Origin of the sequence: Bacillus sp. UNC125MFCrub1.1, assembly GCF_000701305.1 — a bacterium.
Taxonomy (GTDB): Bacteria; Bacillota; Bacilli; order Bacillales; family Bacillaceae; genus Bacillus; species Bacillus altitudinis.
In genome coordinates this window covers 61223-84912 of record NZ_JNIG01000010.1, presented here as the reverse complement: position 1 = coordinate 84912, position 23690 = coordinate 61223, and the positions used below count along the sequence as shown (strand labels likewise).

Here is a 23690-nt window from a genome sequence, read left to right as displayed (position 1 = left end):
GGAGGAGATTTGAATGGGTGTAAAGGAATCAGCGTTTCTATTAAAAATAAGAGGTAGGGAATATTTTAACGATGAATTATCTTGCTTAGGTGATCAACTTGCTGAGATTCTTTTGTGTATTAAGGAATTTAAACAGGATTATCAATGGTATGTATTTGATGTCTTTGGTTCGACTCATTCTTCTCTTTTTGAGCTATTCCCAAGCCAAGATTTGAGTGTAATGTCAACAGACCAATTAATAGATAGTGTAAGACAAGTTGTTCAATTTGAATCAGGTGTCTTTATAGGATTTCAAAAAGGTTTACAGATTGAATGGGATTTGAATTCAATGCCAGAAACAGAAGAAGATGAGGGCATCCAACACTCTTTAGCAGATATTGAAATTAGAGCATTCGATTTTTCTTACTTTGAAGTTTATGGTAATGATGTGGAAATTGAGAAACACCTGGTTCACAACCTGAATAAGTGAGAGAATTTCAATACGTTGTTGAGTATAAATGTATCTTAAAAACGAGGCTAATAAACCACCACAAAAAAAGGGGAATAAACCATGCTATGGATTTTCACACAAAACGAACAAAGTTTCGTTAATGTTCACGAAGTCACAGTAACCGGTAAAAAGATTGAAGGGTTTATCGCAGGCAGTGATTCTTGGGTCAAGACGCTCGGCAAGTATGACTCAAGCGATCGAGCGTCAGAGATCCTTCAAGACATTGTGAAAGTAATTGAAAAAAACCCAAATGGTACGATGACCTATCGGATGCCTCAGCAGTAAAAAAGAAACCACCTTTCCATTGCGAAAAGGTGGTTTTGTTTATGAAGGTGTTTTAGTAAAAGCTAAAAATAACGGGATGCCTGTGCCGACAAGTGTAGTGGCGAATAGGAACATACCGCAAATGAATAGAAAATGACTGGCTGAAAAGACGAGTGCCAGAATGAGAAACACGATGCTGAGTCCTGCCATGCTATATGATGGGACAAAGCGGCGTTTGTATGTGGCTTTCTTTGTTAGGAATGAGAAGAAAATGCCAAATAATAAAGGGACAATCCATAAGTAAAATAAAATAATAAGAGACATACATCATACCTCGATTTTTTCCTTCTATTTTATCAGATGCCAATCACAACGGATACTACAAAGCTTCACTTTGTAAAATAGTTCATGCAATCGACACAATTAAGTGGGCTGATTGATTGAATTCGTTTTTTGTTTCATATATTCAGGCTGTAAAAGTGCGTACACACAGTGATCGGCAAAGTGGTCGCCCAGCCATTCACATTGTCTTAATATGCCTTCAAGTGAAAAAGATAAACGCTCTGCGATGCGTCTGCTTTTTTGATTATCAACAGCGGCCCTTATTTCAATGCGATGCAGACCGCACTCTTCAAATAAATAGTGAATGACCGCTTTGCATGCTTTTGTCATGATGCCTTTTCCTTGATAGCCTTCCCCGAGCCAATAGCCAATGGAAACCGTCCGATTAATCCAATGAATTTGGTGGGTGCCAATGATACCAACGAGTTCTCCATGTGACCAGATTCCAGCCTGAAAACCATTGTTTTGCAAAGCTTGCTGCATGGCACCTTGAATAAACGCCATGCTATCTTCTTCTGTCTGCGTCGAATCGACCCATAGCATCCATTCACGTAAGTGCTCTCTTGAGCGTTGGATGAGCAGATACAGACTTCTCGCGTCTCTTGGTTCAAGCAGCCGCATGGATAGATCTTGATCCTGATAAAAAAACATGTGATCACATCCTCTCAAGGGAAATTCTACCACAACCCGATATAAAAGACAGCCTGATCACTGTCTTTTACATAAACGTATCCACAATTAAAAACAGATTAAGTGCGACAACAAGAGCTGCTATCACCCAAGATATTCCGGTCACCCAGCGAGCATTCGTCAAATCGCCCATAATTCGTTTTTTACTTGTAAACAAAATGAGCGGAATTAAAGCAAACGCAATTCCAAAGGATAAGACCACTTGACTCATCACAAGCGCAGATGTCGGATTGACCCCAGATGCAATGATCGCAATAGGGGGAATGATGGTAATCAGCCGGCGGACATACAGCGGAATGCGGTACTGAATAAAACCTTGCATGATAATATCGCCTGACAGTGTACCGACAGAAGAACTGGAAAGTCCGGCTACAAGCAGACCTACACCAAATAAGATCGCTGATACAGGACCTGCGAGAGTTCCAAAATGCTGAAATGCTACATCTAAATCCTCAACAAAAAGACCATTTTTAAAAAATAAAGCAGCTGCTACAATCAACATGCTGGCATTGATAGCGCCAGCAACTACCATCGCAATGAGGATGTCTAAAAACTCAAAACGAAAAATCAGCTTTTTCTCTTTTTCCGTTCTGCCGACGACTCTTCTTTGCGTTAAGGCTGAATGGAGATAGATCGCATGCGGCATCACCGTAGCGCCTAAAATACCAGCGGCAAGCAGTACGCTGTCTGTCCCTTCAAACCTTGGAATGAACAGTCCACCGGCGACACTTGCAAGATCAGGTTTAGCCACAAAGGTTTGTACAGCGAAAGCAATCACGACAACAAACAGCATACCGGTAATTCCTGCTTCTAATGCTCGATAACCTCGTCTTTGGAGCTCTAAAATGGCAAAAGAACCGATCGCTGCAATAATCGATGCTTCAAGCAGCGGGATACGAAAGAGTAAGTATAAACCAAGGGCAGCCCCGATAAATTCGGCTAAATCTGTGGCGATAATGACGAGTTCGCCCTGAATCCATAAACCGATCGAGACTGGTTTTGGAAACTCTTCTCGAGCAATTTCAGGTAAATTTTTCCCTGTTGCGATTCCAAGCTTTGCAGACAAAGACTGGATGAGTAAGGCCATGAGATTGGATATGAGAATGACCCATAACAGAAGGTAGCCATATTTCGAGCCAGCCGCAATGTTGGTCGCAAAGTTTCCTGGATCAATATAGGCAATGGCTGCGATAAAAGCAGGCCCGAGAAAAGGAAGGAGCCTTCTAAAACCCTTCACCTTTCCTTCAAGTGCACGCTCCGCTGCCACTGACATGTGGGCTTGTGCCTCGATGTATTTGTTTGTCATATGTCATCACCTAGATTCTACAAAGTTTTGCTTTGGCACAAAAAGTTTCCTCGATGCAATTTTTAATCATCATATGCCCATCTTCATGAAAAGTCAACTATCTGAACTAATAGGTTTGTTTATCATATGTAAGTGAAAAAAATAGATACCTTGTCAATCAAAACATAAAAAGCACCGCCTCTTATCTTAGGCGGTGCATCCTCTGCTTCCTCTTCTTTTGTATCGTTTTTTAAGAAACCCTTGATCCAACGCTGCGGAAGATCAAGCTTAAAATAATGACAAAAATGGCTGCTCCTAAGATCGCTGGAATGATCGCAAATCCTGCCAGACTAGGACCCCACGTTCCAAGTAATCCATGACCAATCCAAGCACCTGCAAGCCCGGCAATCATTGAACCGATCCAGCCTCCTGGTACACTGCCTCCAGCGAGTGCACTCCCAATGAGACCAATGACAATCGCCACAACTAATGAAATCAGAAATCCTAACATGTTGATCACTCCTCTTTTGTTTGTTTATTGTTTACTAAGCAATAACCGTTTTAAAAGAGATTAAAACCTTTCGGAACCACTTCAATGTTCGATACGTATGATGGACAAGGATTGTGTATAATAACAGACATATACTTGAACGGCATCTAAGGAGGCAAATCGCATGGAGGAAAGAGAGTGGTTAAAAGCACAATTAAAAGAGATTGAAAAGTGGGAGAAAGACCAGCAAAAGGTATGGTTTTGGGAGAAACTTAGCCGGCTTCCATTTCAAATGCTGGACAAGCTGACCCCTGCCTTTATTCAAAAAAAAATCGGTGTGTTATTAGATGAGATGGGGCACTATATTCAATCAGGCGGTGTCTATTTGACGTCAGAGAAAGGCATTATTCATCAATTTCAAAAGAAATGTGCCGATGAATCGATTTCGCGTATTGAAGATATTGAGGCGGCTCCGATCGAGGTCATGGATGCCATTAGTGATCAGATGGGGAAAAACCGAACAAACCTCGCCACTGTGCAAGGTGCGACGACAGGTGTCGGAGGTATGTTTACATTAGCGGCAGATATTCCGGCTGTCCTCGGTCTCTCTTTAAAAACATTACAGGATATCGCCGTCACCTATGGCTATGATCCGAAAAATAAAGAAGAACGAGTCTTTATCATTAAATGTTTACAGTTGAATTCTGCTGACGTTGTTGGGAAAAAATCAATATTAAAAGAGCTGAAGAGCTATCATGCATCAGAAGGGAAGCACGAAAACATGATCTCTCAAATTCAAGGATGGCGTGAGGTCGTATATAACTACCGTGATTCGTTTGGCTGGAAGAAGCTGTTTCAACTTGTCCCAATTGCGGGGATTTTGTTTGGTGCAGCGTCCAACCGCTCACAGTTAAAAGGAATTGCCGAAACAGGCATCATGCAATATCGAAAGCGCAGAATATTAACAAGATTAGAGGAGCTCGCTCAGCAAGAACAGCGTGACTCCGGCGCATAAAAAAATCCCTCTCTAAAGGGATTTTTTATTTGGTCTCAGCATCTTCTTCAAACGCTTGAATCGGAGAATATTCATAGCGTGCCCGGAGCTCGCGGATTTGTTTGATCAAGGTGGAACCGATGATCCTTTCTGCTTCATCATACAAAGGATCGAGCGCTTTCATCCATTTTTGCCGCTCTGCTGGTGTTAATTCGTGTATCGCAATTGGAGATTCGCGTTTAATTTCCTCCAGCTGATCCTTGTTCATTTGTTCGGCATGTTTTTCGTTCCATGCCGTTGTTTCTTCCATCGCTTCGAGTAAAATTCGTTTCGTCTCAGGTGTCTGACGATCAAAAAAGGATTGATCCGTTAAGACGACATACCCTAAATACCCGTGATTACTGATCGTCATATAGTCTTGTATATGATAGAATTTTTTTGAATAAATATTTGAAATTGTATTTTCTTCACCGTCTACTTTTTTTGTTTCTAGCAGCTGAAACGTTGAATTAAACGATTCCTGATAGGGTTTTGCGCCAAGAAGCTTGAATTGCTTTTCAATCATGTCACTTTGCATAATACGGAGAGATTGTTTTTTTAAATCACTAGGCTGCTTGATTGGGCCTTTATTCGAAGTGATTTGCTTAAAGCCATTTGTCCAGTAGGCCATTCCCTTTAGTCCGTCTTTTTGCAGTGTGCCGAACAGTCTCTGTCCAATCGCACCATGTAACCCTTCTTGGACAGCATCGTAGTTAGAAAAGGCAAAGGGCAGATCAAGTGCCAGCCATTCAGGGGACAGCATGCCGAGCTTTGACGTAGACGGAGCAATAAATTGAACTTGATTCTCTTTTAGTGCATTAATTTCTTCGATATCAGAATAAAGACTCCCGTTTGAAAAGATTTGTATGCTGATCCTGCCGTCGGATTTTTCATGAACAAGCTCAGCAAATTTCTTTGCAGCCAGCCCTTTTGGGGTATTATCTGCGACAACATGGCTGAATTTGAACACAAGCTGATCCTTCAGCCCAGTCTGTTCATCGTCGAAGGTCGTCGCTGATTTAGGCATCATATGATAAAAACCAAAGTATAAAGCGGTTACAAAACCGATGATGAGCAATAGCGTATAGGCGAGTAAATTCTTCATGCGTCAGATCCCCCTTATGTCAAGGATACTTGACAGAGGAAGAATTCGTAAAGATACAGGTGAAAAAATGATGAGAAATCGACTGAAATTACAACAATTATCTATTAGATGGAAGCTCACCATCCTCACATATTTCGTTGTCATTTTTGCCCTTTTAATCGGAGGAATTGTTCTGGTCGGGGGAATTCAGCAAACAGAGGAACGAGAACTTCGAAAAAGGCTCATGAACACGGCAAGAACAGTAGCTGAGATGAATGAGGTAAAGCAGGCATTGGATGATCAGACAAAGGAGCGTGCGCGGTTACAGCATGCCATTGAAGAGATTCGGATTATCCAAGATGCTGACTACATTGTTGTCATGGATATGGATCACGTGCGATTGACACATCCAGTAAAAACGAGGATTGGCCAGCGCTCTGAGGGGACAGATGAAGAACCTGCCTTTGCAGAGCATATCTATTTCTCAGAAGCACAGGGAGAGCTTGGCACAGCCATTAGAGCTTTTTATCCAGTAAAGGATGAAAAATTTAACCAAACAGGGGTTGTACTAGTCGGAAGAACATTGCCGAGTATGGCAGATATATTAGGAGAAATGAAGCAGGATATCCTCATGATCCTTCTGCTCACACTCAGCTTCGGGCTTGTCGGTTCATTTTTGCTCGCCCGTCATATTAAACAGCAAATGTTTAAGCTAGAGCCGCATGAGATTGTCAGAATGCTAGAGGAACGCACCGCTACCTTTCATTCCATTAATGAAGGGGTCATTGCCATTGATAACCAGCACATGATCACCATTTTTAATGAAAAAGCAAAGCAAATTTTCAGCGTGACAGGTGATGTAGTGGGCCGAAATATTTGGGATGTGCTGTCAGATACAAGGCTTCCAGAAATCATTGACCGCGCAGAACCCGTCTACAATGAAGAAATTCATATGAGCGGAAAGCGGATCATGAGCAGCCGAATTCCAATTGTGATGAAAAAGAAAATCATCGGAGCGGTTGCGATTTTTCAGGACCGGACAGAGGCGGCCAAATTGGCGGAGGAATTAACCGGGGTGAAGAACTTCGTTGATGGCCTGCGGGTGCAAAATCATGAACATATGAATAAGCTTCATACAATTGCGGGATTAATTCAGCTGGGGAAAGCCGATCAAGCGCTCGATTTAGCGTTTCAAACGACCGAAGAGCAGGAGCATGTGACGGACTTTCTCCACCGTGTGATACAGCATGATGCAGTTGCAGGTTTATTGATGAGCAAGATAAGAAGGGGCAAGGAGCTAGGCATAAAGGTTGAAGTAGATGAAAATAGCAGTCTGCGCGATTTCCCAGAGCGGCTGGATCAGCATGATATGACGAAGCTGCTTGGCAACCTGATCGAGAACGCCTTTGCTGCGTATGATACTGTAGAAAGAGACACAAAACTCATTTCTATTAGTATTGATCAAACAGAGGATGTCCTCGCGATCTTAATTGAAGATTATGGATCTGGAATAGAAGAGGACATGATTCCTCATATTTTCGACAAAGGCTTTACTCACGGTAAAGAAGGCGGAACAGGCTACGGGCTGTATATTGTAAAAACGATTATCGACAAAGGAATGGGAAATGTAGAAGTCACATCAAGCATCGGCATTGGTACCACCTTCTCAATCGAATTCCCAATGACAATAGAGGAGAGAGACAGATGACTCAGATTAAGGTGCTATTAATTGAAGATGATCCGATGGTGCAAGAAGTCAATAAAGAGTTCATTAAGAGTGTCCCTGGCTTTCAAGTTGCGGCTGTAGCAGGAAATGGCGAGCAGGGCATCCAGCTGATCAAAGACATTCGCCCAGATCTTGTGGTGCTCGATGTGTATATGCCTAAAAAAGATGGCGTCAAAACACTGCAAGACATCAGAAAGCAAAAGATGCAGGTGGATGTGATTGTGATTTCGGCAGCAAAGGACAAAGAGACGATCGGCACCATGCTTCAAAATGGTGCCCGAGATTATATCATTAAGCCATTTAAGTTTGAACGGATGAAAGAATCTCTTGAAAGCTATAAAGCGTTCAAATCAAAAATTCGTACCGCAGCAGAATTTTCTCAAGAGATGCTCGATGATATCATACGAAAGCCTGCTGTTAAGCTTGAAGAGACGTGGCTTCCTAAGGGGCTGAATGTGCATACGATGAATGAAATTAAAGCCTATATGCGTCTGCAAGAAGGAGCGCAGTCTGCAGAGGAAGTTGCCAATGCACTTGGGATTGCACGTGTAACGGCACGCCGTTATTTAGACTTCCTCGTGAAAGAAGGCGAGCTGAAATTAGATATGCAATATGGCGGGGTCGGACGCCCTGTGAACAAATATATCGTACATTCTGACTAAGAGACCAAAAAGACCAAAATGTACGATATGTCCATAAGCTTCACAGCCTTTGATGAAATCGCTATCATTTATCTACAGATAACAGTTAAGCGTTTACATCAAAGGGTGAGGGAGTTGATTTTTTATGAAGAGGCTATTGAAGAACCTGACATTTCAGGTCGTTGCAGCTGTCATTATCGGGATCATTGTTGGGATGGTTTGGCCAAACGTCGGGAAAGAAATGAAGCCGCTTGGTGACACATTTATTAATGCAGTGAAAATGGTCATTGCACCCATTATTTTCTTAACCATTGTTCTTGGAATTGCCAAGATGGGGGATATGAAAAAGGTTGGAAAAGTTGGGGGAAAAGCTTTTATCTATTTTGAAGTTGTGACGACGCTTGCGCTTGTCATCGGACTGTTTGTGGTCAATATCATGAAGCCAGGAGCGGGTCTTGACTATAGTAAGCTTGAAAAAGGGGATGTCTCGCAATATACCCAAAATGGGGGACAGGGTATCGACTGGATGGAGTTTGTCACACACATTGTGCCATCTAACATGGTAGATGCCTTTGCAAAGGGAGATATTTTACAGGTCTTATTCTTCTCTATTTTATTCGGTGTTGCGCTCGCTGCACTTGGCGAGAAGGGGAAAGGCATCATCGAATGGCTTGATAAGCTGTCGCTTGTCTTCTTTAAAATCATTGGTTACATCATGCGTGCCGCGCCATTAGGGGCATTTGGAGCAATGGCTTATACCATCGGACACTTCGGTTTAGCTTCCATTAAACCACTGGCAAGTCTGATGCTATCCGTTTATATGACGATGTTCTTGTTTATTTTCGTCGTACTGAACATCATTTGTAAAATGTATGGATTCAGCCTGTTAGGTTATCTCCGTTTTATCAAAGATGAAATTTTAATTGTTCTTGGCACAAGTTCGTCAGAATCGGTCCTGCCAAGAATGATGGATAAAATGGAACGCTACGGGTGCTCTAAGTCGGTTGTTGGACTTGTCATTCCGACAGGCTATTCCTTTAACTTAGATGGAACCTCCATTTACTTGTCCATGGCTGTGGTCTTCTTAGCGCAAGTGTTTGGGGTGGACCTATCCATCGGACAGCAAATCACGATTATCCTTGTTCTGATGCTCACATCAAAGGGAGCAGCTGGAGTCACAGGAAGCGGATTTATCGTGCTGGCTTCTACACTTGCTGCACTTCAGGTTATCCCGCTAGAAGGTCTTGCACTGCTATTAGGGGTCGACCGTTTCATGAGTGAAGGAAGAGCGATTACGAATCTGATTGGAAATGGAATTGCTACAATTGTTGTAGCGAAAAGTGAAGGGGAATTTGACGAAGCGAAGAGTAAAACAGCGCTACAGGAAATGCGAAATATCAAGCAGGCTGTTTAGTATAAAAACAACCAAAAACCGAAACCTTATGTTCTACATGGGGTTCGGTTTTTTCTTGTGTAAAAAAGAAAAAAACATAAAAGCTTGATAAATTTAGGACGAATCGTAAGACCTCATTGACCTTTTGTTATATAATTTACAGAAAGATCCGATATAATGAATATGAGATCCAACGAAAAATAGACTTTAGTCCTGGCAGGTGTGTAACGTATGGCGGCATTTTTTAAATTGTTCGAAAAACCTGGTGTCAAGAGGTTTTCAGTATTTGTAGTATTAGCCACAGCATTATATCTATTAAGAGGAATGATGAATTTAATTCTCCTGACCTTCATTTTCACCTTTTTAATGAACCGGTTAGAAGAGGTCATAAGAGGCTTTTTAAATCGCTTCCTGAAAATAGGACAGAAATCAGTTATCACCATTTTGTACATCCTTCTAGCTGGTGGATTGACGTTTGGCGGCTTTGTGTTTGTGCCCATCATTGCTAAACAGGTGGAACAGTTATTTCATTTAGGGAAAAAGATTGCAGATCATCCACAAGATTTACCCTTCTTTGACGTCGTCACCAATGTGTTCGGAGATTTCAAAATATCTTCTTTCTTCGAGAAAGGGTTTAATTTCCTCTATACATACTTAACAGATTTCAGCACGTTCAGTATCCAGGTCATTATGTCCTTAATATTAAGCATGTTCTTCCTGTTCGAAAAGGAACGCCTCATTCAATTCATGAATAAGTTCAAAACGAGTAAAATCTCCGTGTTCTATCATGAAATTGCCTTCTTTGGACGTAAGTTTTCCAGAACATTTGGTAAGGTACTTGAAGCACAGTTCATCATTGCAACAGTTAACTGTGTCTTAACGACAATTGCGCTTGGCATTATGGGCTTCCCGCAATTATTTGGATTAGCGGTCATGGTCTTCTTGTTAGGTTTAATTCCGGTAGCGGGTGTGGTCATCTCTCTCGTTCCACTCAGCATCATTGCGTATACACTTGGAGGCGGAATGTACGTCCTATATATTGTGCTGGTGATCGTGATCATCCATGCCATTGAAGCCTACTTCTTAAATCCGAAGCTCATGTCAGCTAAAACAGAGCTCCCTATTTTCTTCACGTTTATTGTCCTGATCTTTTCTGAACACTATATTGGCATTTGGGGCCTGATTATCGGCATCCCAATCTTTGTGTTTATCTTAGATATCTTGGAGGTCACGAATAAGGAAGAAAGTAATTAAAAAGTTCATATGAACCTGTTTACAATTTTCTAAAAATAAGGTATAAATAGTATGAAAATATCATATTACCACACGCTTAATCCTTCTAAAGGAATGGGGGACCCAAGTTTTTGGGGTGAATTTTTCTTATTTAAGAAAAAAGGACATCTCTTCGTCCTAACCCGTCAGCTAACCTCATCAGCGTGAAGAGAGTAGACAGTGGTACACGTATGGACACGCAGGCCCACGAGAAGACTCTCTCGTGGGCCTTTTTGACGAGGAAGGGGAGATTTTATTGAAGCTTGCGACGAAAATTATTATTGCTTTAATTGTAGGTGCAATCACAGGACTACTACTCAACATTTTTGCTCCAAACGTATTCAAAGTGTTAGACCCTTATCTATTTACACCTCTAGGTCAAATCTTCTTAAACCTGATTAAAATGTTAGTTGTACCGATTGTCTTCTTTTCGATCACACTTGGTGTAGCAGGCCTTGGCGATCCGAAAAAACTTGGCAGAATCGGCGTAAAAACCATTACTTACTTTCTACTCACTACGACTTTTGCCATCATTATTGGCATTTCATTGGCCTTACTTATTAAGCCAGGCACATTTGGCAATTTTGATACGAAAGCGGCAGAATATTCCGCTGAGGAAGCCCCATCAATGGCAGACACACTACTCAATATTATTCCAACCAATCCAGTCCAATCTCTAGTTGAAGGAAATATGCTTCAAATTATCGTCTTCTGTGTATTTTTAGGTCTTGGCATTGCCTTGCTCGGTAAAAAAACAGAAGGTTTGCTGAAGCTGTTTGAACAAGGAAATGAATTAATGATGTATCTTGTCGGTGTTGTGATGAAATTCGCACCGTACGGGACATTCGGTTTGATCGCAACGGCAATTGGCAGTCAGGGGCTCGATGCCATGAAAGCGATGGGACTTTACTTCTCAGTCGTCTTAATTGCGCTGATCTTGCATTTCTTCCTGACCTATGGGTCAACCGTTGCCCTATTAGCTAAACGAAATCCAATGGCATTCTTCAAAGGATTTTCTCCAGCGATGGTTGTGGCATTTAGTACATCAAGCAGTAACGCAGTACTGCCAGTATCAATGGAAACAGCTCAAAAGCGTTTGAAGGTGCCAGAACCTATTTCAAGCTTTGTGCAGCCGCTAGGTGCGACCATTAATATGGATGGTACAGCGATCATGCAAGGGGTTGCGACTATTTTTATCGCACAAGTGTATGGAGTTGAATTAACCCTTGTTCAAATGCTGACAGTTGTCTTAACAGCAGTACTAGCAAGTATTGGCACAGCAGGTGTCCCAGGGGTAGGGCTCATCATGCTAGCCATGGTTTTAAATTCCGTGAATCTTCCTGTTGAGGGCATTGCGCTGATCCTTGGCATAGACCGCTTATTAGACATGGCAAGAACCGTGGTCAATATTACAGGTGACGCAGCATGTGCGGTGATTGTTTCTGAAACCGAAAAGAAACATGAGAAGGAAGCACCAACACCTAATTTATCACTTTAACAACAAGAAGGGCTGACTGGATCAGCCCTTTTTTTCGTGGAACGGCTTGTCTAGCGTGATATACTTTTTACAGGATGAGCGGCCGTAACTGCCGCCATAGGTTTTACATTAGAAGGAGGAACCACTTTGCAGTCTGCTGTTTTACACATAGAGAACGTCGATAAACAAATTGGCCGGCATCAAATTTTGCAACATATTTCGATGGACATTAGGCAAGGGGAAATTGTCGGTTTACTTGGACCAAATGGGTCTGGAAAAACGACCTTGATTCGATTGATCGTTGGCTTGATGAAAAAAAACAACGGCCGGATCATCATAAATGGATATTCTCAAGATGATGATCATCAAAAGGCGATGTCATCTGTTGGGGCGATCATAGAAAATCCGGAATTTTATTCATATTTAACAGGTTTTGAAAACCTTGAGCTGTATGCGTCTATGCATGATGGAGTTTCAGAAGAGCGCATTCTTGAAGTGGTAAAAAGAGTTCGTCTGGAGCACGCCATTCACCAGAAGGTCAAAACGTATTCACTAGGGATGAAACAAAGGCTCGGGATTGCACAAGCCATTTTGCATAAGCCCAATCTGCTCATTTTAGATGAACCAACAAATGGGCTTGATCCCGCAGGAATGAAGGAGTTTCGAGAGCACTTGCAAATGCTTGTACAAGAAGAAGGTGTCTCTGTGTTATTTGCTACACATCTTTTGCATGAAGTAGAAGAGCTTTGTGACCGCATGATCATCATCCAAAAAGGACAAATCAAAGCCAATACAAACCTTCGAGACATGGAAGGAAAAGAGCAGGTGTTGATGAATATTCAGCCAGTAGAAAAGGCAGTTTCATGGCTAGATACGCAAGGATATACATATGAACAAAGGGATCAGCATGTGCTGGTTCAACTGAATAAAGACCGTGTGCCGGAGCTGAATAAACAGCTTGTCTTAGCAGAATTTGATGTACTTGAAATGACGCCTCAAAAACAATCAATTGAAGAGGCCTTTATGAAATGGACGGAAGGTGGGACGGCAGATGCTTCAACTCATCAAGAATGAACATAAAAAAATCACGAGACAAAAGATCACATTCATTGCACTTGGACTGATTGTTGTCTTTCAATTGACGATGGCCCTAGCATTGAAACGAGTCATTTCCGGGCTTGGCGGGCAAGATACAGTTGCGAACTATTTTGCTTATTCCACGAATGTTGTGTTTATTTTACAAGTGTTCGCTGTCGTGATTGGCGCCACATTGATCTCAACAGAGTTTCAAAAAAGAACCATCAAGTTCTTGTTGATCCGGCCGAAGACAAGGCTTCATATTTTTTTGTCAAAATACATCACTCTTGTGCTGATGGTCCTTTACCTGTTTGTTTTTTATTATGTGTTCGCTTTTCTTTTTGGCCTTATTTTCTTTGGTACTGATTTTGATGAAAGCACTGGGCGGTTATTTCTGCACACATTTGCTGTGATTGGATCACAGTGGGTGGAAGTGGTCATGATGGCAAGCTTTGCTTTTCTGTGCTCAAGTTTGTTTAGAAACAGTCTGATTGCACTTGTGACTTCATTTTTCGTCTTATACGCGGCGAAATCACTAGTGTCGATCATGTCTCTGTTAGAAAATCAGTGGGGGAAGATTCTACTTTTCGCTAATACGGACTTCACACAATACAGTTTTCAAGGTCCGCCGCTCTTTCAGGGCATGAGCCCTCTTTTTTCGCTATTCATTGTAGGGGCGCATTTCGTTTTCTTTGTTGGTGCTGCTTGGCTCCTTTTTTGGAAGCGTGATGTAAATGTGTAAAAATTGTGTCAAATAACAAGAAAAATTCGTGACATCTTTGTGAAAACGAGTCTGTATTTCACGATAACCGGCTGATTTTGTCTTATAATAAGACAGAGTCATGGAGGTGGCACTATCGTGAAAAATTTTATTACGGCTTTACCTATTTTGTTGCTGTTGTCGTTTTCGTTTGTGTCTTTTGCCTTCCAGTTTGATCATCTTGTTTATTTCAGACTAGCGCTAGGGATCTTTTCATTAGCGGGTCTTTTCTTTCTGTATACATTTAAAAGAAACATGAAATGGTTCATGGTCTATTTATATGCGAGCTGGATCGTTCTTGCTGCCGTTACGACATTTGAAGAACCCGTGTTTTCACAATTCTTCTTCGGTGGTTTAACGATGACAATGGGTTATCTGACATATATGCTCATCTATTTAGGAATGAAGCAAGACCGTGTAGCGAAATCACATTAAAACAAAAGCCGATAAAATCGAAGAATAGATTTTATCGGCTTTTTTCTTTTCTTTAGGCAAATAAAAAAGCAGCCATCTGTTTGACTGCTCTTCTTGTGTTTATGATTCACGTCCAGCAGCGGCAAGCTGCTTTTGGTGCTTTTTATCGATGGTTTCGTATATACTTTCCATCATTTTAGGGTCTTGCATGATCGCTTCCTTGTTTTCTTCAATCAATTGCTGATACGTTTTGATTTTCTTCTTAGACATGTAACTCAACGCTCCTTTGGTAGAATGGACTCTATAAGATTTCACATAGATGAAATTGATAATCATTTTCAATTAGCAACTCCATTATACAAAGCAGAATGTCATAAGTAAAGATTCAATTCAGAAAATTCACGTAACCGACATATTCCCATCCATATCGACGATGAATTCTTTCCCAGGAAATAATCCGCTGTCAAACCTTGTCATGAAATCAGATCAAACATTCCTGCCTATGTTGAAACGTTTTAGCCGTACATCTCGTCTTATGAAGAGATTTGATTTAAAAGGATATAAAAAAAGACACCAGCATGAGTTGGCTGATGTCTCCATTCAAATGAGTTATGAAACGTGTTCTTGAAGAAACTCCGTTACTTCTTCAGGTGATTTAGCGTTGGCACTGTGTAAATGACCTGTTTTTTCGCCATTTTTGAAAATTAACAGGCTAGGAATTCCCATGACCTGATACGTTTCCGCTAATTCAGGAAAGTCGTCTTTGTTTATTTCAAACCATTCATTCTGAGCATAAGCCTCTAAAATGTCTGGAATGAACATGTCCATTCTAGTGCAATCAGGGCACCATGTCGCAAAGAATTTAACGATGACCTCTTTGTCTGATTGAATGATTTCGTTGAATTGTTCAGTGCTTGTAATTTTTTTCAATTTGTCACAACTCCTTTTCAATGTCATTTTAATATAAAATAAAGGCGAATGACATACAAATGCTCGGGGGGGCGCTTACAACCTTTACAAATCATTTCAATTCCGTAACAACAAAAATTAATTAGAGCATTTTTGCTTGAAAGTGATAAGATAGTAAAGATGAATTTTAGTGGGGGGAGTATCCATTGAAAATAAGTTTAGGATTGGTTTACGGCGGAAAGTCAGCCGAACATAATGTATCACTGCAAACAGCCCTTGCAGTTACAAAAGCACTTAACACTGAGAAGTTCGATATACATCCAATTTATATTACAGAAGAGGGCGAATGGCTAAGAGGAGAAAAACTCACTGAACCAGTATCAAACGTCAAAATGCTTCAATTTGAACAAAATGCAAAGACGTTTTTACCAACTTCTTTAAATGAAAGCATGTTTCCACAGCCTGCAGCAGCTGATGAAAAGATTGATGTTGTCTTTCCATTGCTACATGGGCCAAATGGTGAAGATGGGACCATGCAAGGGTTACTTGAACTATTGAATATCCCGTATGTTGGTAACGGCGTTCTCGCGTCTGCTGCGGGTATGGATAAAGTCATGATGAAAGATGTGTTTGCTCAAGCTGGACTTGCGCAGGCAAAGCACCTTTCCTTCAATAAAAAGGATTATGAGAAAGCCATATCAGACAGTCTAGAACAGGTAGAAGCAGTTCTCGGGTATCCTTGTTTTGTGAAACCTGCCAACATGGGATCAAGTGTCGGAATTAGTAAATGCCGCAGCAAAGAAGAGCTGCAAACAGCATTTGATTTGGCTTTCCAATATGATCGTCGTGTTGTTGTGGAAGAAGGCGTTGTAGGACGAGAAATTGAAATTGGTGTATTAGGAAATGACGAGCCGAAATGCTCAGTTGTTGGTGAAATTGCACCTAAAACAGATTTTTATGACTACAAAGCAAAATATGAAGATGGCGATACAGATTTGATCATTCCTGCGAGTGTGTCAGAGGAAGAGTACAAGACGATTCATGATATGGCGATTAAGGCATTTAAAGCCATTGATGGATCTGGCCTCGTACGTGCAGATTTCTTCCTAACAGAAGAAGGCGAAGTGCTGATCAATGAAGTGAATACAATGCCAGGGTTCACACCTTTTAGTATGTTCCCGCTGCTTTGGAAACATACTGGTGTAGAGTATCCTGAGCTGATTGAGAAGCTGGTGTCACTTGCAATTGAGCGCCATCAAGAAAAACAAACCATTAAAACCACTTTTTAATGTAAGAAGCAAGCAGACACTATCCTACAGGTAGTGTCTCTTTTCCTTCAAACGTGAAATGAGAAAGAGAGGCGAAAAAACATGATCAAACGTACAGTGAAACAAGTCGCCCAAATGGCTGGTGGCACATTATCGAATGAAGCTTTTGGCGAAGAACAGATACACGGAGTGACAACAGATACACGAAAAGTATCAAAAGGCGCACTATTTATCCCGCTTATCGGGGAACATTTTAACGGTCACACTTTTGCTTCAAAAGCAGTGGAGCTTGGAGCGGCAGCGGTTCTTTGGAATGAAACAGAAGCGAACCCACCATCCGGTGTACCTGTCATTCTTGTAGAGGATACTCTGACAGCACTCCAACAGCTTGCGAAATCATACTTAAAAGAGGAAAACCCTCGAGTTGTCGGTATTACTGGAAGTAATGGCAAAACAACGACGAAAGACATGATCCATTCTGTCCTACAAACGACATACAGAGTCCATAAAACAGATGGCAACTTTAATAATCATATTGGACTTCCACTGACCATCCTTGCAATGCCAGAAAAAACAGAGATTGCTGTATTAGAGATGGGCATGAGTGCAAAAGGAGAAATCGAATTTTTATCTAATCTCGCTGAACCTGATGCAGCTGTCATCACCAATATTGGAGAATCTCATATGCAGGATCTAGGATCAAGAGAAGCCATTGCAGATGCAAAATGTGAGATCACAAAAGGGTTAAAAGAGGATGGGACTTTTTATTATTTAGGAGACGAGCCTTTACTCCGCCAAAGAGCAAATGCCCTTGCACGTAGCGTAAAAACATTTGGGGAATCAGAGGACTGTGATATCAAGGTGATTCACATCCACCAACTCGCTGAAGGCACTGAATTTCAAGTGGAGGGATATGCTCAAGGGTTTCTCATTCCTGTATTAGGGAAACACAATGTAAAGAATGCTCTTGCAGCTATTGCAATCGGCCAGCATTTCGGTCTGAATGAAAGGCAAATTGCCCAAGGGCTAATGCAAACGAAATTGACAGGCATGCGTTTAGAACTGTTTAAAACAGATAAGGGCATCACGGTTATCAACGATGCGTATAATGCGAGTCCTACGTCGATGAAGGCAGCGATTGATCTTGTAGGAGATATGGATGGCTTTGCTAACCGCATACTCGTTCTCGGAGATATGCTGGAGATGGGCAGTGAAGAAGAAACCTATCATTTTGAAGTAGGGGAGTACATCAAGCCTGAGTTTATTGATCATGTTTTAACGTTTGGCCGTCTTGGCGCATTCATTGCTGAAGGAGCAAAGAAAGCATTTGGAGACGACCGTGTATCTTCTTATATGGACAAAGAAGAACTGAAGAAAAAACTAGCGGATGTGGCAGGACCTGACGATGTCGTTCTGGTCAAAGCTTCCCGTGGCATGAGATTGGAAGACGTGATTACTGCACTATAAATCAGATCGGCAAAGAAGGTGACAGGGTGATTGGCTGTCTATGTATACACGGTTTTACTGGTGCCCCGTATGAAGTAGAGCCGCTTGCGGAATATTTAAAGCAGACGACAGATTGGACGGTACAATCTGTCACGCTTCCGGGGCATGGGGAGGAACTTCAGCTCAAAGGCATTCTCTATCAGGAGTGGATTGCCACCGCTGAATTAGAACTCTTATCCCTTTACCGAACATGTGACACCATTTATTTGGTCGGCTTTTCTATGGGCGGGATGATTGCCTCATATTTAGCAGCGAAGTATCCAGTGGCCCGTCTTGTTCTGTTAAGTGCTGCTGCTAAATATGTTAACCCAAAACAAATGATTCAAGACACAAGGCAGATGGTGAAGGAATCCTTGTCTGGTTTGATTGATACGAACCCATTGTATGATCGATATCGTCATAAGCTGAAGAGTACACCGCTATCAGCTGCTGTAGAATTTATGAAATTGGTGAAGCAAACGAAAGGTTCTCTTGAAAAGCTTCATCTACCTGTCTTGATCGTTCAAGGTGAAAGCGATGGGATCGTCCCCGCTTCTAGTGCAGAATTCATTTATCATAAAATCCCGTCCCGTCAGAAAGAAATGTTCTATTTACCGGATTGTAAACATCACGTTTGTCATGAGCCTTGTGCACAGCAATTGTTTGAGAAAGTCGAACAATTTCTAAAAAAACAATTTAATCTATAGAAAAGCTAAAATGTGGCTAAACTAATATAAATTGAATCCCACTTGTTAAAATTTGCATCATTTTTGTCGAATGAGTGACAGGCCTATGTTACAATAGGTAAGAAAAGGTGGTCGATTCGGTTGTTTCAATATGACGGAAAAACCTTTGTCCCGCAGTCTAATTCGAGCAATGGGGAAGTATCGGAAGGAACCATATTTCAATATCGTCAGGACGGGAATATTTTAACGGGCACATATCAAGGCGGCAGTATTCAATCTGGCGTACTTGTAGGAACTGTGAATAAAGACGGAGCACTTCATTTTAGATATCATCATGTAAGTAAGGATGGCAGCATGAGAAGCGGTTCATGTCATTCCACCCCTAAGCAGCTGGATAACGGGAAAATCCAACTGTTTGAAAAGTGGAAATGGATGGACGGAGATCAAAGTGAAGGTGAATCAGTCATTGTCGAGCAGTAGATATATCCATTTCTGTCTTGTTGAAAAACAAATAGTGTAATGGTAAGATATAATGTAGGGTAATTCGGGCTTTGTATATAATGGACCTGTCCTTTCATACAAAGGGCAGTTTTTAATGATCATTCACGAGATTACTGAAACAGCAATTAGAAGGAGTTTGAATAAATTGACTATAACGTTTCAAGATTTTCAATTAAGCGAAAGTCTCATGAAAGCTATTAACCGCATGGGATTTGAAGAAGCAACACCGATTCAAGCAGAAACGATTCCTCTCGGTCTTCAGAATAAAGATGTCATCGGACAAGCACAAACAGGAACAGGAAAAACTGCAGCATTTGGTATTCCTCTTGTAGAAAAAATCGATCCAGCGTCTCCTAACATCCAAGCGATCATCATTGCGCCAACAAGAGAATTAGCGATTCAAGTATCTGAAGAGCTATACAAAATCGGCCAAGACAAGCGTGCGCGCGTACTTCCAATTTACGGTGGACAAGATATCGGCCGTCAAATCCGTTCGCTCAAGAAAAATCCTCATATCATTGTAGGAACTCCAGGACGTTTACTTGATCACATTAATCGTCGCACAATGCGTCTTCAAAATGTTGAAACAGTCGTGCTTGATGAAGCAGACGAAATGCTCAACATGGGTTTCATCGAAGACATTGAAGCGATCCTTTCAAATGTACCAAGTGAACACCAAACACTTTTATTCTCTGCGACAATGCCTGCACCAATTAAGCGTATTGCAGAGCGTTTCATGACAAACCCAGAACATGTAAAAGTAAAAGCGAAAGAAATGACTGTATCTAACATCCAGCAGTTCTACTTGGATATTCACGAGCGTAAGAAGTTCGATACATTGACTCGTCTTCTTGACATTCAATCACCAGAGCTTTCAATTGTTTTCGGCCGTACAAAGCGCCGCGTTGACGAATTGACTGAAGCATTAAACCTTAGAGGTTATACAGCTGAAGGAATTCATGGTGACTTGACTCAGGCGAAACGTATGGTTGCGCTTCGTAAATTTAAAGAAGGTTCAATCGATGTGCTTGTCGCAACAGACGTTGCAGCACGTGGACTTGATATCTCAGGTGTTACACATGTGTATAACTTCGACGTACCACAAGATCCAGAAAGCTATGTACACCGTATTGGACGTACAGGCCGTGCTGGACGTACAGGTATGGCGATGACATTCATCACACCACGTGAAAAAGATATGCTTCGTGCGATTGAGCAAACGACTAAGCGTAAAATGGATCGTATGAAAGAACCAACTCTAGACGAGGCAATTGAAGGACAACAACAAGTCACAGTTGACCGTCTACGGACAATCATTAGTGAAAACAACTTGAACTTCTACATGACAGCAGCTGCTGAATTGTTAGAAGATCATGATTCTGTTACAGTGGTTGCGGCTGCCATCAAAATGATGACAAAAGAGCCGGATGCAACGCCTGTTCGTTTGACAGATGAAGCACCAATGATTTCAAAACGCAATCGTAACAACCGCAGCTCTTCTAAACGCAGAGACGGCGGCGGTGGTGGCGGCTATCGCGGAAAAAGCCGTTCATCTTACGGTGATAAAAAGCGTTCTTCAAATGACCGCAATCGTTCTTCTAACGATCGTCGTCAAAAGAAATCTTATAACAACTAATTCAAAAGCGAATCCTTTGCAGGGTTCGCTTTTTTTAACAGTCCTAATGAAACTTTTTAGGCTTTCTTTCGTAATATATTGATAGAAAAGTAAGAGAATGGGGGAAGAATGTGAGAAAACAGCCGCAACGTCAAATCAGCTTAAATGGATTAAAAGTATGGCGTCTTCAAAATGGAATTATCTCATTGATTTTCTTATTCATCATCATTGGGGTATTTGTAGCTAGTTATTATTTTCAATGGCCATATTGGATTGGAGCCATCCTCATCGGTTTGTGGATTTTACAGGTCATCTTCGGAATCTGGCTCATACCGAAAATCCGCCATCACATCTGGCGCTATGAAGTATTTGAGAACGAAATTGAAATACAGCACGGATTGATTCGTGTCACACGTGTCATTGTGCCAATGGTACGTGTTCAGCATGTGGATACATCTCAAGGGCCGCTTTTAAGGCGCTACCGGTTGGCATCTGTTCAAATTTCTACGGCTGCGACAGTGCATGATATTCCGGCACTGGAATTAGAAGAGGCAGATGAGCTTCGCGATTACATATCTCGATTAGCAAGGGTGACGGAAGATGATGTCTGAACCAAAACGTGTACATCCAATCTCGATGTTCATTGATTTTATATCAGATGCCGTATCCATGATCAAAAACTTCATTATCCCTTTTTTCGTGCTTATTTTTGTGAACTCGAATTCAAGTATTCGTTTTTATGCGTTCATTATTCTTGGGGTGCTTCTTTTATGGAAAGCTGTTTCAACCGTTTTAGCATGGAGACGATTCACCTACCGAATGGAAGACGATGAATTTCGAGTAGAATCAGGTGTCATCACCAAAAAGAAAAAGTATATCTCGTTAGAACGAATTCAAACGGTGAATACAAGTGAAGGCATCTTCCAGCGTATTTTCGGTTTGGTTCGGGTGCAAATCGAAACGGCAGGCGGGACGGATGGACCTGAAGTGAGCCTGACGGCCATTACAAAAGCAGAAGCTGAACAATTAAAGCAATCGATTTTCAACCGGAAGAAAAGCTTGCAACAAGAAGAAATGAATGACGAAAATTTAGATCTCCCTGATCCTCTGACAGCGCAACAGCCTGTAGAAAAAGAAATCAGTGTTTCCTACCGAATGGGTATACCTGAGTTGCTTTTGGCTGCGACCACTTCAAGCGGAATCGGCGTCATTATTTCTGGGTGTCTCGCCATTTACACACAAATAGATGAAATTCTGCCTTTGGACGGATTCCTCAAACGGTTTTCTTTTTTAAGTCATGCGAGTGTTGAGATTTATGCGATTCTCATATTTATTGCCGTATTGATTGCTTGGATTCTTAGTGTTGGGGTAACAGCCCTTCAATATGCGAATTTTACCGCAAAACGAAAAGGGAAAGACATCATCATCACAAGAGGACTCATCGAAAGGCATCAAATGACCATTCCGCTTGCGAGAATTCAAGCAGTGAAAATCAAAGAAAATATTCTGCGTGAACCATTTGGTTTTGCGACGGTCATGCTTGTCAGCGCAGGAGGTTCCATTACAGAAAAAGAGACCTCTTCTGTCTTATTTCCACTCATACGGAAGAAAAAAATCAATGAATTGTTAACGCAATTTACAGATCAATATCAGCTGGCACCAGAAAGTGATTTGAAAAAAGTGCCGAAGCGTTCACTGAAACGTTATCTGATATCTTACGGATTTGTTCCATTACTTGTAGGTATAATCCTTTCTGTACGTTTTCCACCATGGGGGTATTTGGCGCTGATTCCATTACCATTTGCCTTGTTCTTTGGGTATTTAGCCTATAAACAATCAGGATATGTGATCAAAGATCAACTAATTCAATTAACGACAAGAGGTATCGGCAAGACCACCGGAATTGTTTTAAGAAAACGAATGCAAAACTATACGATGACCCAATCCTATTTTCAAAAGAAAGGGCGGGTGGCAAGTATTCACACCTTTGTGAAGTCCTCTGCCTTGCTTGACTCTTTTGGTGTGCATCACCTTGAAGAGGAAGATGCTGCACGTGTATGCGATTGGTATTCCTATGAAATGAATCAATCATCTTAAACCAAAAAATGTCGATCAGCTCCCATTAAACGGAGTGATCGACATTTTTTATGAGCTTAATAGCGTCGTTTTTTTGAATGGAAGAATAGAGTGATCGGTGCTAGGATCATGCCGCCTATCAATCCAAATAAGTGGGCCATGATGTTGATGTTCGAGTTGACGAACGTCATAATAACAGAGACGCCGAGAATCGTTAAGATCACCTGAGAATTACCACGGTCCATCATATGCGGTTTAAATAGGACAAGATAAAGATAGACGCCAAATAAACCAAATATCGCACCAGAAGCCCCGACATGTACGTACTCTAAAGGCTCCACCCAATAGGTTCCGAGATTGCCAATGAATCCAGCACCCAGATAAATCACAAGAAATCGAACCTTTCCAAGCAAATACTCAAGTGCTGGAGCGAATAGGAAGAGCGACATGGAATTGAACAGAATATGTGTTAGACTTCCGTGAAGAAAAATAGGCGTTAAAAGCCGCCACCATTCTCCTGCTGCAACACCATAATTAAAACCAACGAGATGGTCCTGCCCAAGCTGGATCATTGGAATAGGGATCGCAAATAAAAGCCATAGGCCGATTTGCAAAGCAAGGATCGCTGTTACGATTGGATACGATCTAATAAATTGTTGAAAGCTCTCCGTTCGAATAAACATAACAAACCCCTTTTGACTAGATAATGGTA

General features: G+C 41.5%; 26 protein-coding genes and 1 riboswitch. Of the genes, 18 read left to right on the top strand and 8 right to left on the bottom strand.

All coding sequences use genetic code 11. The annotated features are described in order from the left end of the window. Positions 1 to 13 precede the first annotated feature (13 nt). Together N521_RS05835 and N521_RS05830 are read left to right on the top strand one after the other, a co-directional pair. Positions 14 to 469, top strand: a complete 456-nt coding sequence (locus tag N521_RS05835) for a hypothetical protein (RefSeq protein WP_035390392.1) — start codon at positions 14 to 16, stop codon at positions 467 to 469. Between the two features lie 81 nt (positions 470 to 550). Continuing rightward, on the top strand, positions 551 to 775 hold the full coding sequence (locus N521_RS05830; RefSeq protein WP_024720475.1) for a hypothetical protein: 225 nt from the start codon (positions 551 to 553) through the stop codon (positions 773 to 775). A gap of 39 nt (positions 776 to 814) precedes the next feature. Here N521_RS05830 and N521_RS05825 read toward each other — a convergent pair whose 3' ends face one another. From N521_RS05825 to N521_RS05810, 4 genes are all read right to left on the bottom strand, one after another. Continuing rightward, positions 815 to 1078: a hypothetical protein gene (locus N521_RS05825; protein ID WP_008346966.1), complete on the bottom strand. Its 264-nt coding sequence runs from the start codon at positions 1076 to 1078 to the stop codon at positions 815 to 817. A 99-nt stretch (positions 1079 to 1177) separates the two neighbouring features. Beyond that, the gene (locus N521_RS05820; RefSeq protein ID WP_008346964.1) at positions 1178 to 1747 is read right to left on the bottom strand and encodes a GNAT family N-acetyltransferase; all 570 of its coding nucleotides are present in this window, start codon (positions 1745 to 1747) and stop codon (positions 1178 to 1180) included. 67 nt (positions 1748 to 1814) lie between these two features. Beyond that, complete coding sequence (locus tag N521_RS05815; RefSeq protein ID WP_008346963.1) at positions 1815 to 3092, bottom strand: Nramp family divalent metal transporter; 1278 nt, start codon at positions 3090 to 3092, stop codon at positions 1815 to 1817. Between the two features lie 229 nt (positions 3093 to 3321). After that, positions 3322 to 3582, bottom strand: coding sequence for a GlsB/YeaQ/YmgE family stress response membrane protein (locus tag N521_RS05810; protein WP_003214275.1), 261 nt, complete (start codon positions 3580 to 3582; stop codon positions 3322 to 3324). Between the two features lie 163 nt (positions 3583 to 3745). On the opposite strand from N521_RS05810, the gene N521_RS05805 reads away from it, so the two are divergent. Beyond that, entirely contained in the window at positions 3746 to 4576 is an 831-nt protein-coding gene (locus tag N521_RS05805; protein ID WP_025206785.1) for an EcsC family protein, read from the top strand. A 25-nt stretch (positions 4577 to 4601) separates the two neighbouring features. Here the strand turns inward: N521_RS05805 and N521_RS05800 are convergent, their stop codons facing one another. Beyond that, on the bottom strand, positions 4602 to 5699 hold the full coding sequence (locus N521_RS05800; protein ID WP_035390390.1) for a TRAP transporter substrate-binding protein: 1098 nt from the start codon (positions 5697 to 5699) through the stop codon (positions 4602 to 4604). Positions 5700 to 5766: 67 nt separating this feature from the next. On the opposite strand from N521_RS05800, the gene N521_RS05795 reads away from it, so the two are divergent. The 8 genes from N521_RS05795 (at position 5767) to N521_RS05760 (ending at position 14459) form a co-directional block, all read left to right on the top strand. Beyond that, entirely contained in the window at positions 5767 to 7386 is a 1620-nt protein-coding gene (locus tag N521_RS05795) for an ATP-binding protein (RefSeq protein WP_026050048.1), read from the top strand. Next, entirely contained in the window at positions 7383 to 8066 is a 684-nt protein-coding gene (locus N521_RS05790) for a response regulator (protein WP_008346951.1), read from the top strand. The genes N521_RS05795 and N521_RS05790 overlap by 4 nt, the downstream gene beginning before the upstream one ends. A gap of 124 nt (positions 8067 to 8190) precedes the next feature. After that, positions 8191 to 9459 (top strand): C4-dicarboxylate transporter DctP, encoded by a 1269-nt coding sequence (gene dctP / locus N521_RS05785; RefSeq protein WP_035390388.1) that lies wholly within the window; start codon positions 8191 to 8193, stop codon positions 9457 to 9459. Between the two features lie 210 nt (positions 9460 to 9669). Next, a complete protein-coding gene (locus N521_RS05780; protein ID WP_007496515.1) occupies positions 9670 to 10692 on the top strand; it encodes an AI-2E family transporter in 1023 nt (340 codons plus the stop codon). A gap of 63 nt (positions 10693 to 10755) precedes the next feature. After that, positions 10756 to 10889: riboswitch (cyclic di-AMP (ydaO/yuaA leader) on the top strand. Positions 10890 to 10966: 77 nt separating this feature from the next. Continuing rightward, positions 10967 to 12208, top strand: coding sequence for a dicarboxylate/amino acid:cation symporter (locus tag N521_RS05775; RefSeq protein ID WP_026050049.1), 1242 nt, complete (start codon positions 10967 to 10969; stop codon positions 12206 to 12208). Between the two features lie 126 nt (positions 12209 to 12334). After that, positions 12335 to 13261, top strand: coding sequence for an ABC transporter ATP-binding protein (locus N521_RS05770; RefSeq protein ID WP_035390386.1), 927 nt, complete (start codon positions 12335 to 12337; stop codon positions 13259 to 13261). Beyond that, positions 13239 to 14006 (top strand): ABC transporter permease, encoded by a 768-nt coding sequence (locus N521_RS05765; RefSeq protein WP_024720482.1) that lies wholly within the window; start codon positions 13239 to 13241, stop codon positions 14004 to 14006. The genes N521_RS05770 and N521_RS05765 overlap by 23 nt, the downstream gene beginning before the upstream one ends. A 117-nt stretch (positions 14007 to 14123) precedes the next feature. After that, a complete protein-coding gene (locus N521_RS05760) occupies positions 14124 to 14459 on the top strand; it encodes a hypothetical protein (protein WP_008346939.1) in 336 nt (111 codons plus the stop codon). Positions 14460 to 14558: 99 nt separating this feature from the next. Here N521_RS05760 and fbpB read toward each other — a convergent pair whose 3' ends face one another. Together fbpB and N521_RS05750 are read right to left on the bottom strand one after the other, a co-directional pair. Continuing rightward, complete coding sequence (gene fbpB / locus N521_RS05755; protein WP_065461547.1) at positions 14559 to 14708, bottom strand: Fur-regulated basic protein FbpB; 150 nt, start codon at positions 14706 to 14708, stop codon at positions 14559 to 14561. 339 nt (positions 14709 to 15047) lie between these two features. Continuing rightward, on the bottom strand, positions 15048 to 15368 hold the full coding sequence (locus N521_RS05750; RefSeq protein ID WP_008346934.1) for a thioredoxin family protein: 321 nt from the start codon (positions 15366 to 15368) through the stop codon (positions 15048 to 15050). 185 nt (positions 15369 to 15553) lie between these two features. Here N521_RS05750 and N521_RS05745 point away from each other — a divergent pair, with 185 nt between their 5' ends. The 7 genes from N521_RS05745 (at position 15554) to N521_RS05715 (ending at position 22999) form a co-directional block, all read left to right on the top strand. After that, positions 15554 to 16636: a D-alanine--D-alanine ligase gene (locus N521_RS05745; protein ID WP_007496503.1), complete on the top strand. Its 1083-nt coding sequence runs from the start codon at positions 15554 to 15556 to the stop codon at positions 16634 to 16636. An 81-nt stretch (positions 16637 to 16717) separates the two neighbouring features. Then, positions 16718 to 18082, top strand: a complete 1365-nt coding sequence (locus tag N521_RS05740; protein ID WP_025206792.1) for a UDP-N-acetylmuramoyl-tripeptide--D-alanyl-D-alanine ligase — start codon at positions 16718 to 16720, stop codon at positions 18080 to 18082. 26 nt (positions 18083 to 18108) lie between these two features. Further along, positions 18109 to 18807: an alpha/beta hydrolase gene (locus N521_RS05735; RefSeq protein ID WP_017366660.1), complete on the top strand. Its 699-nt coding sequence runs from the start codon at positions 18109 to 18111 to the stop codon at positions 18805 to 18807. Positions 18808 to 18927: 120 nt separating this feature from the next. After that, positions 18928 to 19266 (top strand): avidin-fold protein, encoded by a 339-nt coding sequence (locus tag N521_RS05730; RefSeq protein ID WP_017366661.1) that lies wholly within the window; start codon positions 18928 to 18930, stop codon positions 19264 to 19266. 166 nt (positions 19267 to 19432) lie between these two features. After that, the gene (gene cshA, locus N521_RS05725) at positions 19433 to 20923 is read left to right on the top strand and encodes a degradosome RNA helicase CshA (RefSeq protein WP_017358400.1); all 1491 of its coding nucleotides are present in this window, start codon (positions 19433 to 19435) and stop codon (positions 20921 to 20923) included. 110 nt (positions 20924 to 21033) lie between these two features. Continuing rightward, positions 21034 to 21513 carry a PH domain-containing protein gene (locus N521_RS05720; protein ID WP_008346922.1) on the top strand — a complete coding sequence of 160 codons (480 nt, stop codon included), beginning with the start codon at positions 21034 to 21036 and terminating at the stop codon, positions 21511 to 21513. Then, positions 21503 to 22999, top strand: a complete 1497-nt coding sequence (locus N521_RS05715; protein WP_017358399.1) for a PH domain-containing protein — start codon at positions 21503 to 21505, stop codon at positions 22997 to 22999. Before N521_RS05720 ends, N521_RS05715 begins: the two co-directional genes overlap by 11 nt. Positions 23000 to 23055: 56 nt before the next feature. Here N521_RS05715 and N521_RS05710 read toward each other — a convergent pair whose 3' ends face one another. Beyond that, positions 23056 to 23661 carry a rhomboid family intramembrane serine protease gene (locus N521_RS05710; RefSeq protein WP_007496491.1) on the bottom strand — a complete coding sequence of 202 codons (606 nt, stop codon included), beginning with the start codon at positions 23659 to 23661 and terminating at the stop codon, positions 23056 to 23058. Positions 23662 to 23690: the final 29 nt, after the last annotated feature.

What these genes read in the sequence shown, in the direction of transcription:
- N521_RS05740 (WP_025206792.1), top strand. Translation starts at nt 16,718, where the DNA reads ATGATCAAACGTACAGTGAAACAAGTCGCCCAAATGGCTGGTGGCACA.
- N521_RS05765 (WP_024720482.1), top strand. Translation starts at nt 13,239, where the DNA reads ATGCTTCAACTCATCAAGAATGAACATAAAAAAATCACGAGACAAAAG.
- N521_RS05800 (WP_035390390.1), bottom strand. Translation starts at nt 5,699, where the DNA reads ATGAAGAATTTACTCGCCTATACGCTATTGCTCATCATCGGTTTTGTA.
- N521_RS05805 (WP_025206785.1), top strand. Translation starts at nt 3,746, where the DNA reads ATGGAGGAAAGAGAGTGGTTAAAAGCACAATTAAAAGAGATTGAAAAG.
- N521_RS05790 (WP_008346951.1), top strand. Translation starts at nt 7,383, where the DNA reads ATGACTCAGATTAAGGTGCTATTAATTGAAGATGATCCGATGGTGCAA.
- N521_RS05710 (WP_007496491.1), bottom strand. Translation starts at nt 23,661, where the DNA reads ATGTTTATTCGAACGGAGAGCTTTCAACAATTTATTAGATCGTATCCA.
- dctP (WP_035390388.1), top strand. Translation starts at nt 8,191, where the DNA reads ATGAAGAGGCTATTGAAGAACCTGACATTTCAGGTCGTTGCAGCTGTC.
- fbpB (WP_065461547.1), bottom strand. Translation starts at nt 14,708, where the DNA reads ATGTCTAAGAAGAAAATCAAAACGTATCAGCAATTGATTGAAGAAAAC.
- N521_RS05810 (WP_003214275.1), bottom strand. Translation starts at nt 3,582, where the DNA reads ATGTTAGGATTTCTGATTTCATTAGTTGTGGCGATTGTCATTGGTCTC.
- N521_RS05795 (WP_026050048.1), top strand. Translation starts at nt 5,767, where the DNA reads ATGATGAGAAATCGACTGAAATTACAACAATTATCTATTAGATGGAAG.
- N521_RS05830 (WP_024720475.1), top strand. Translation starts at nt 551, where the DNA reads ATGCTATGGATTTTCACACAAAACGAACAAAGTTTCGTTAATGTTCAC.
- N521_RS05825 (WP_008346966.1), bottom strand. Translation starts at nt 1,078, where the DNA reads ATGTCTCTTATTATTTTATTTTACTTATGGATTGTCCCTTTATTATTT.
- N521_RS05780 (WP_007496515.1), top strand. Translation starts at nt 9,670, where the DNA reads ATGGCGGCATTTTTTAAATTGTTCGAAAAACCTGGTGTCAAGAGGTTT.
- N521_RS05815 (WP_008346963.1), bottom strand. Translation starts at nt 3,092, where the DNA reads ATGACAAACAAATACATCGAGGCACAAGCCCACATGTCAGTGGCAGCG.
- N521_RS05715 (WP_017358399.1), top strand. Translation starts at nt 21,503, where the DNA reads ATGATGTCTGAACCAAAACGTGTACATCCAATCTCGATGTTCATTGAT.
- N521_RS05835 (WP_035390392.1), top strand. Translation starts at nt 14, where the DNA reads ATGGGTGTAAAGGAATCAGCGTTTCTATTAAAAATAAGAGGTAGGGAA.
- N521_RS05820 (WP_008346964.1), bottom strand. Translation starts at nt 1,747, where the DNA reads ATGTTTTTTTATCAGGATCAAGATCTATCCATGCGGCTGCTTGAACCA.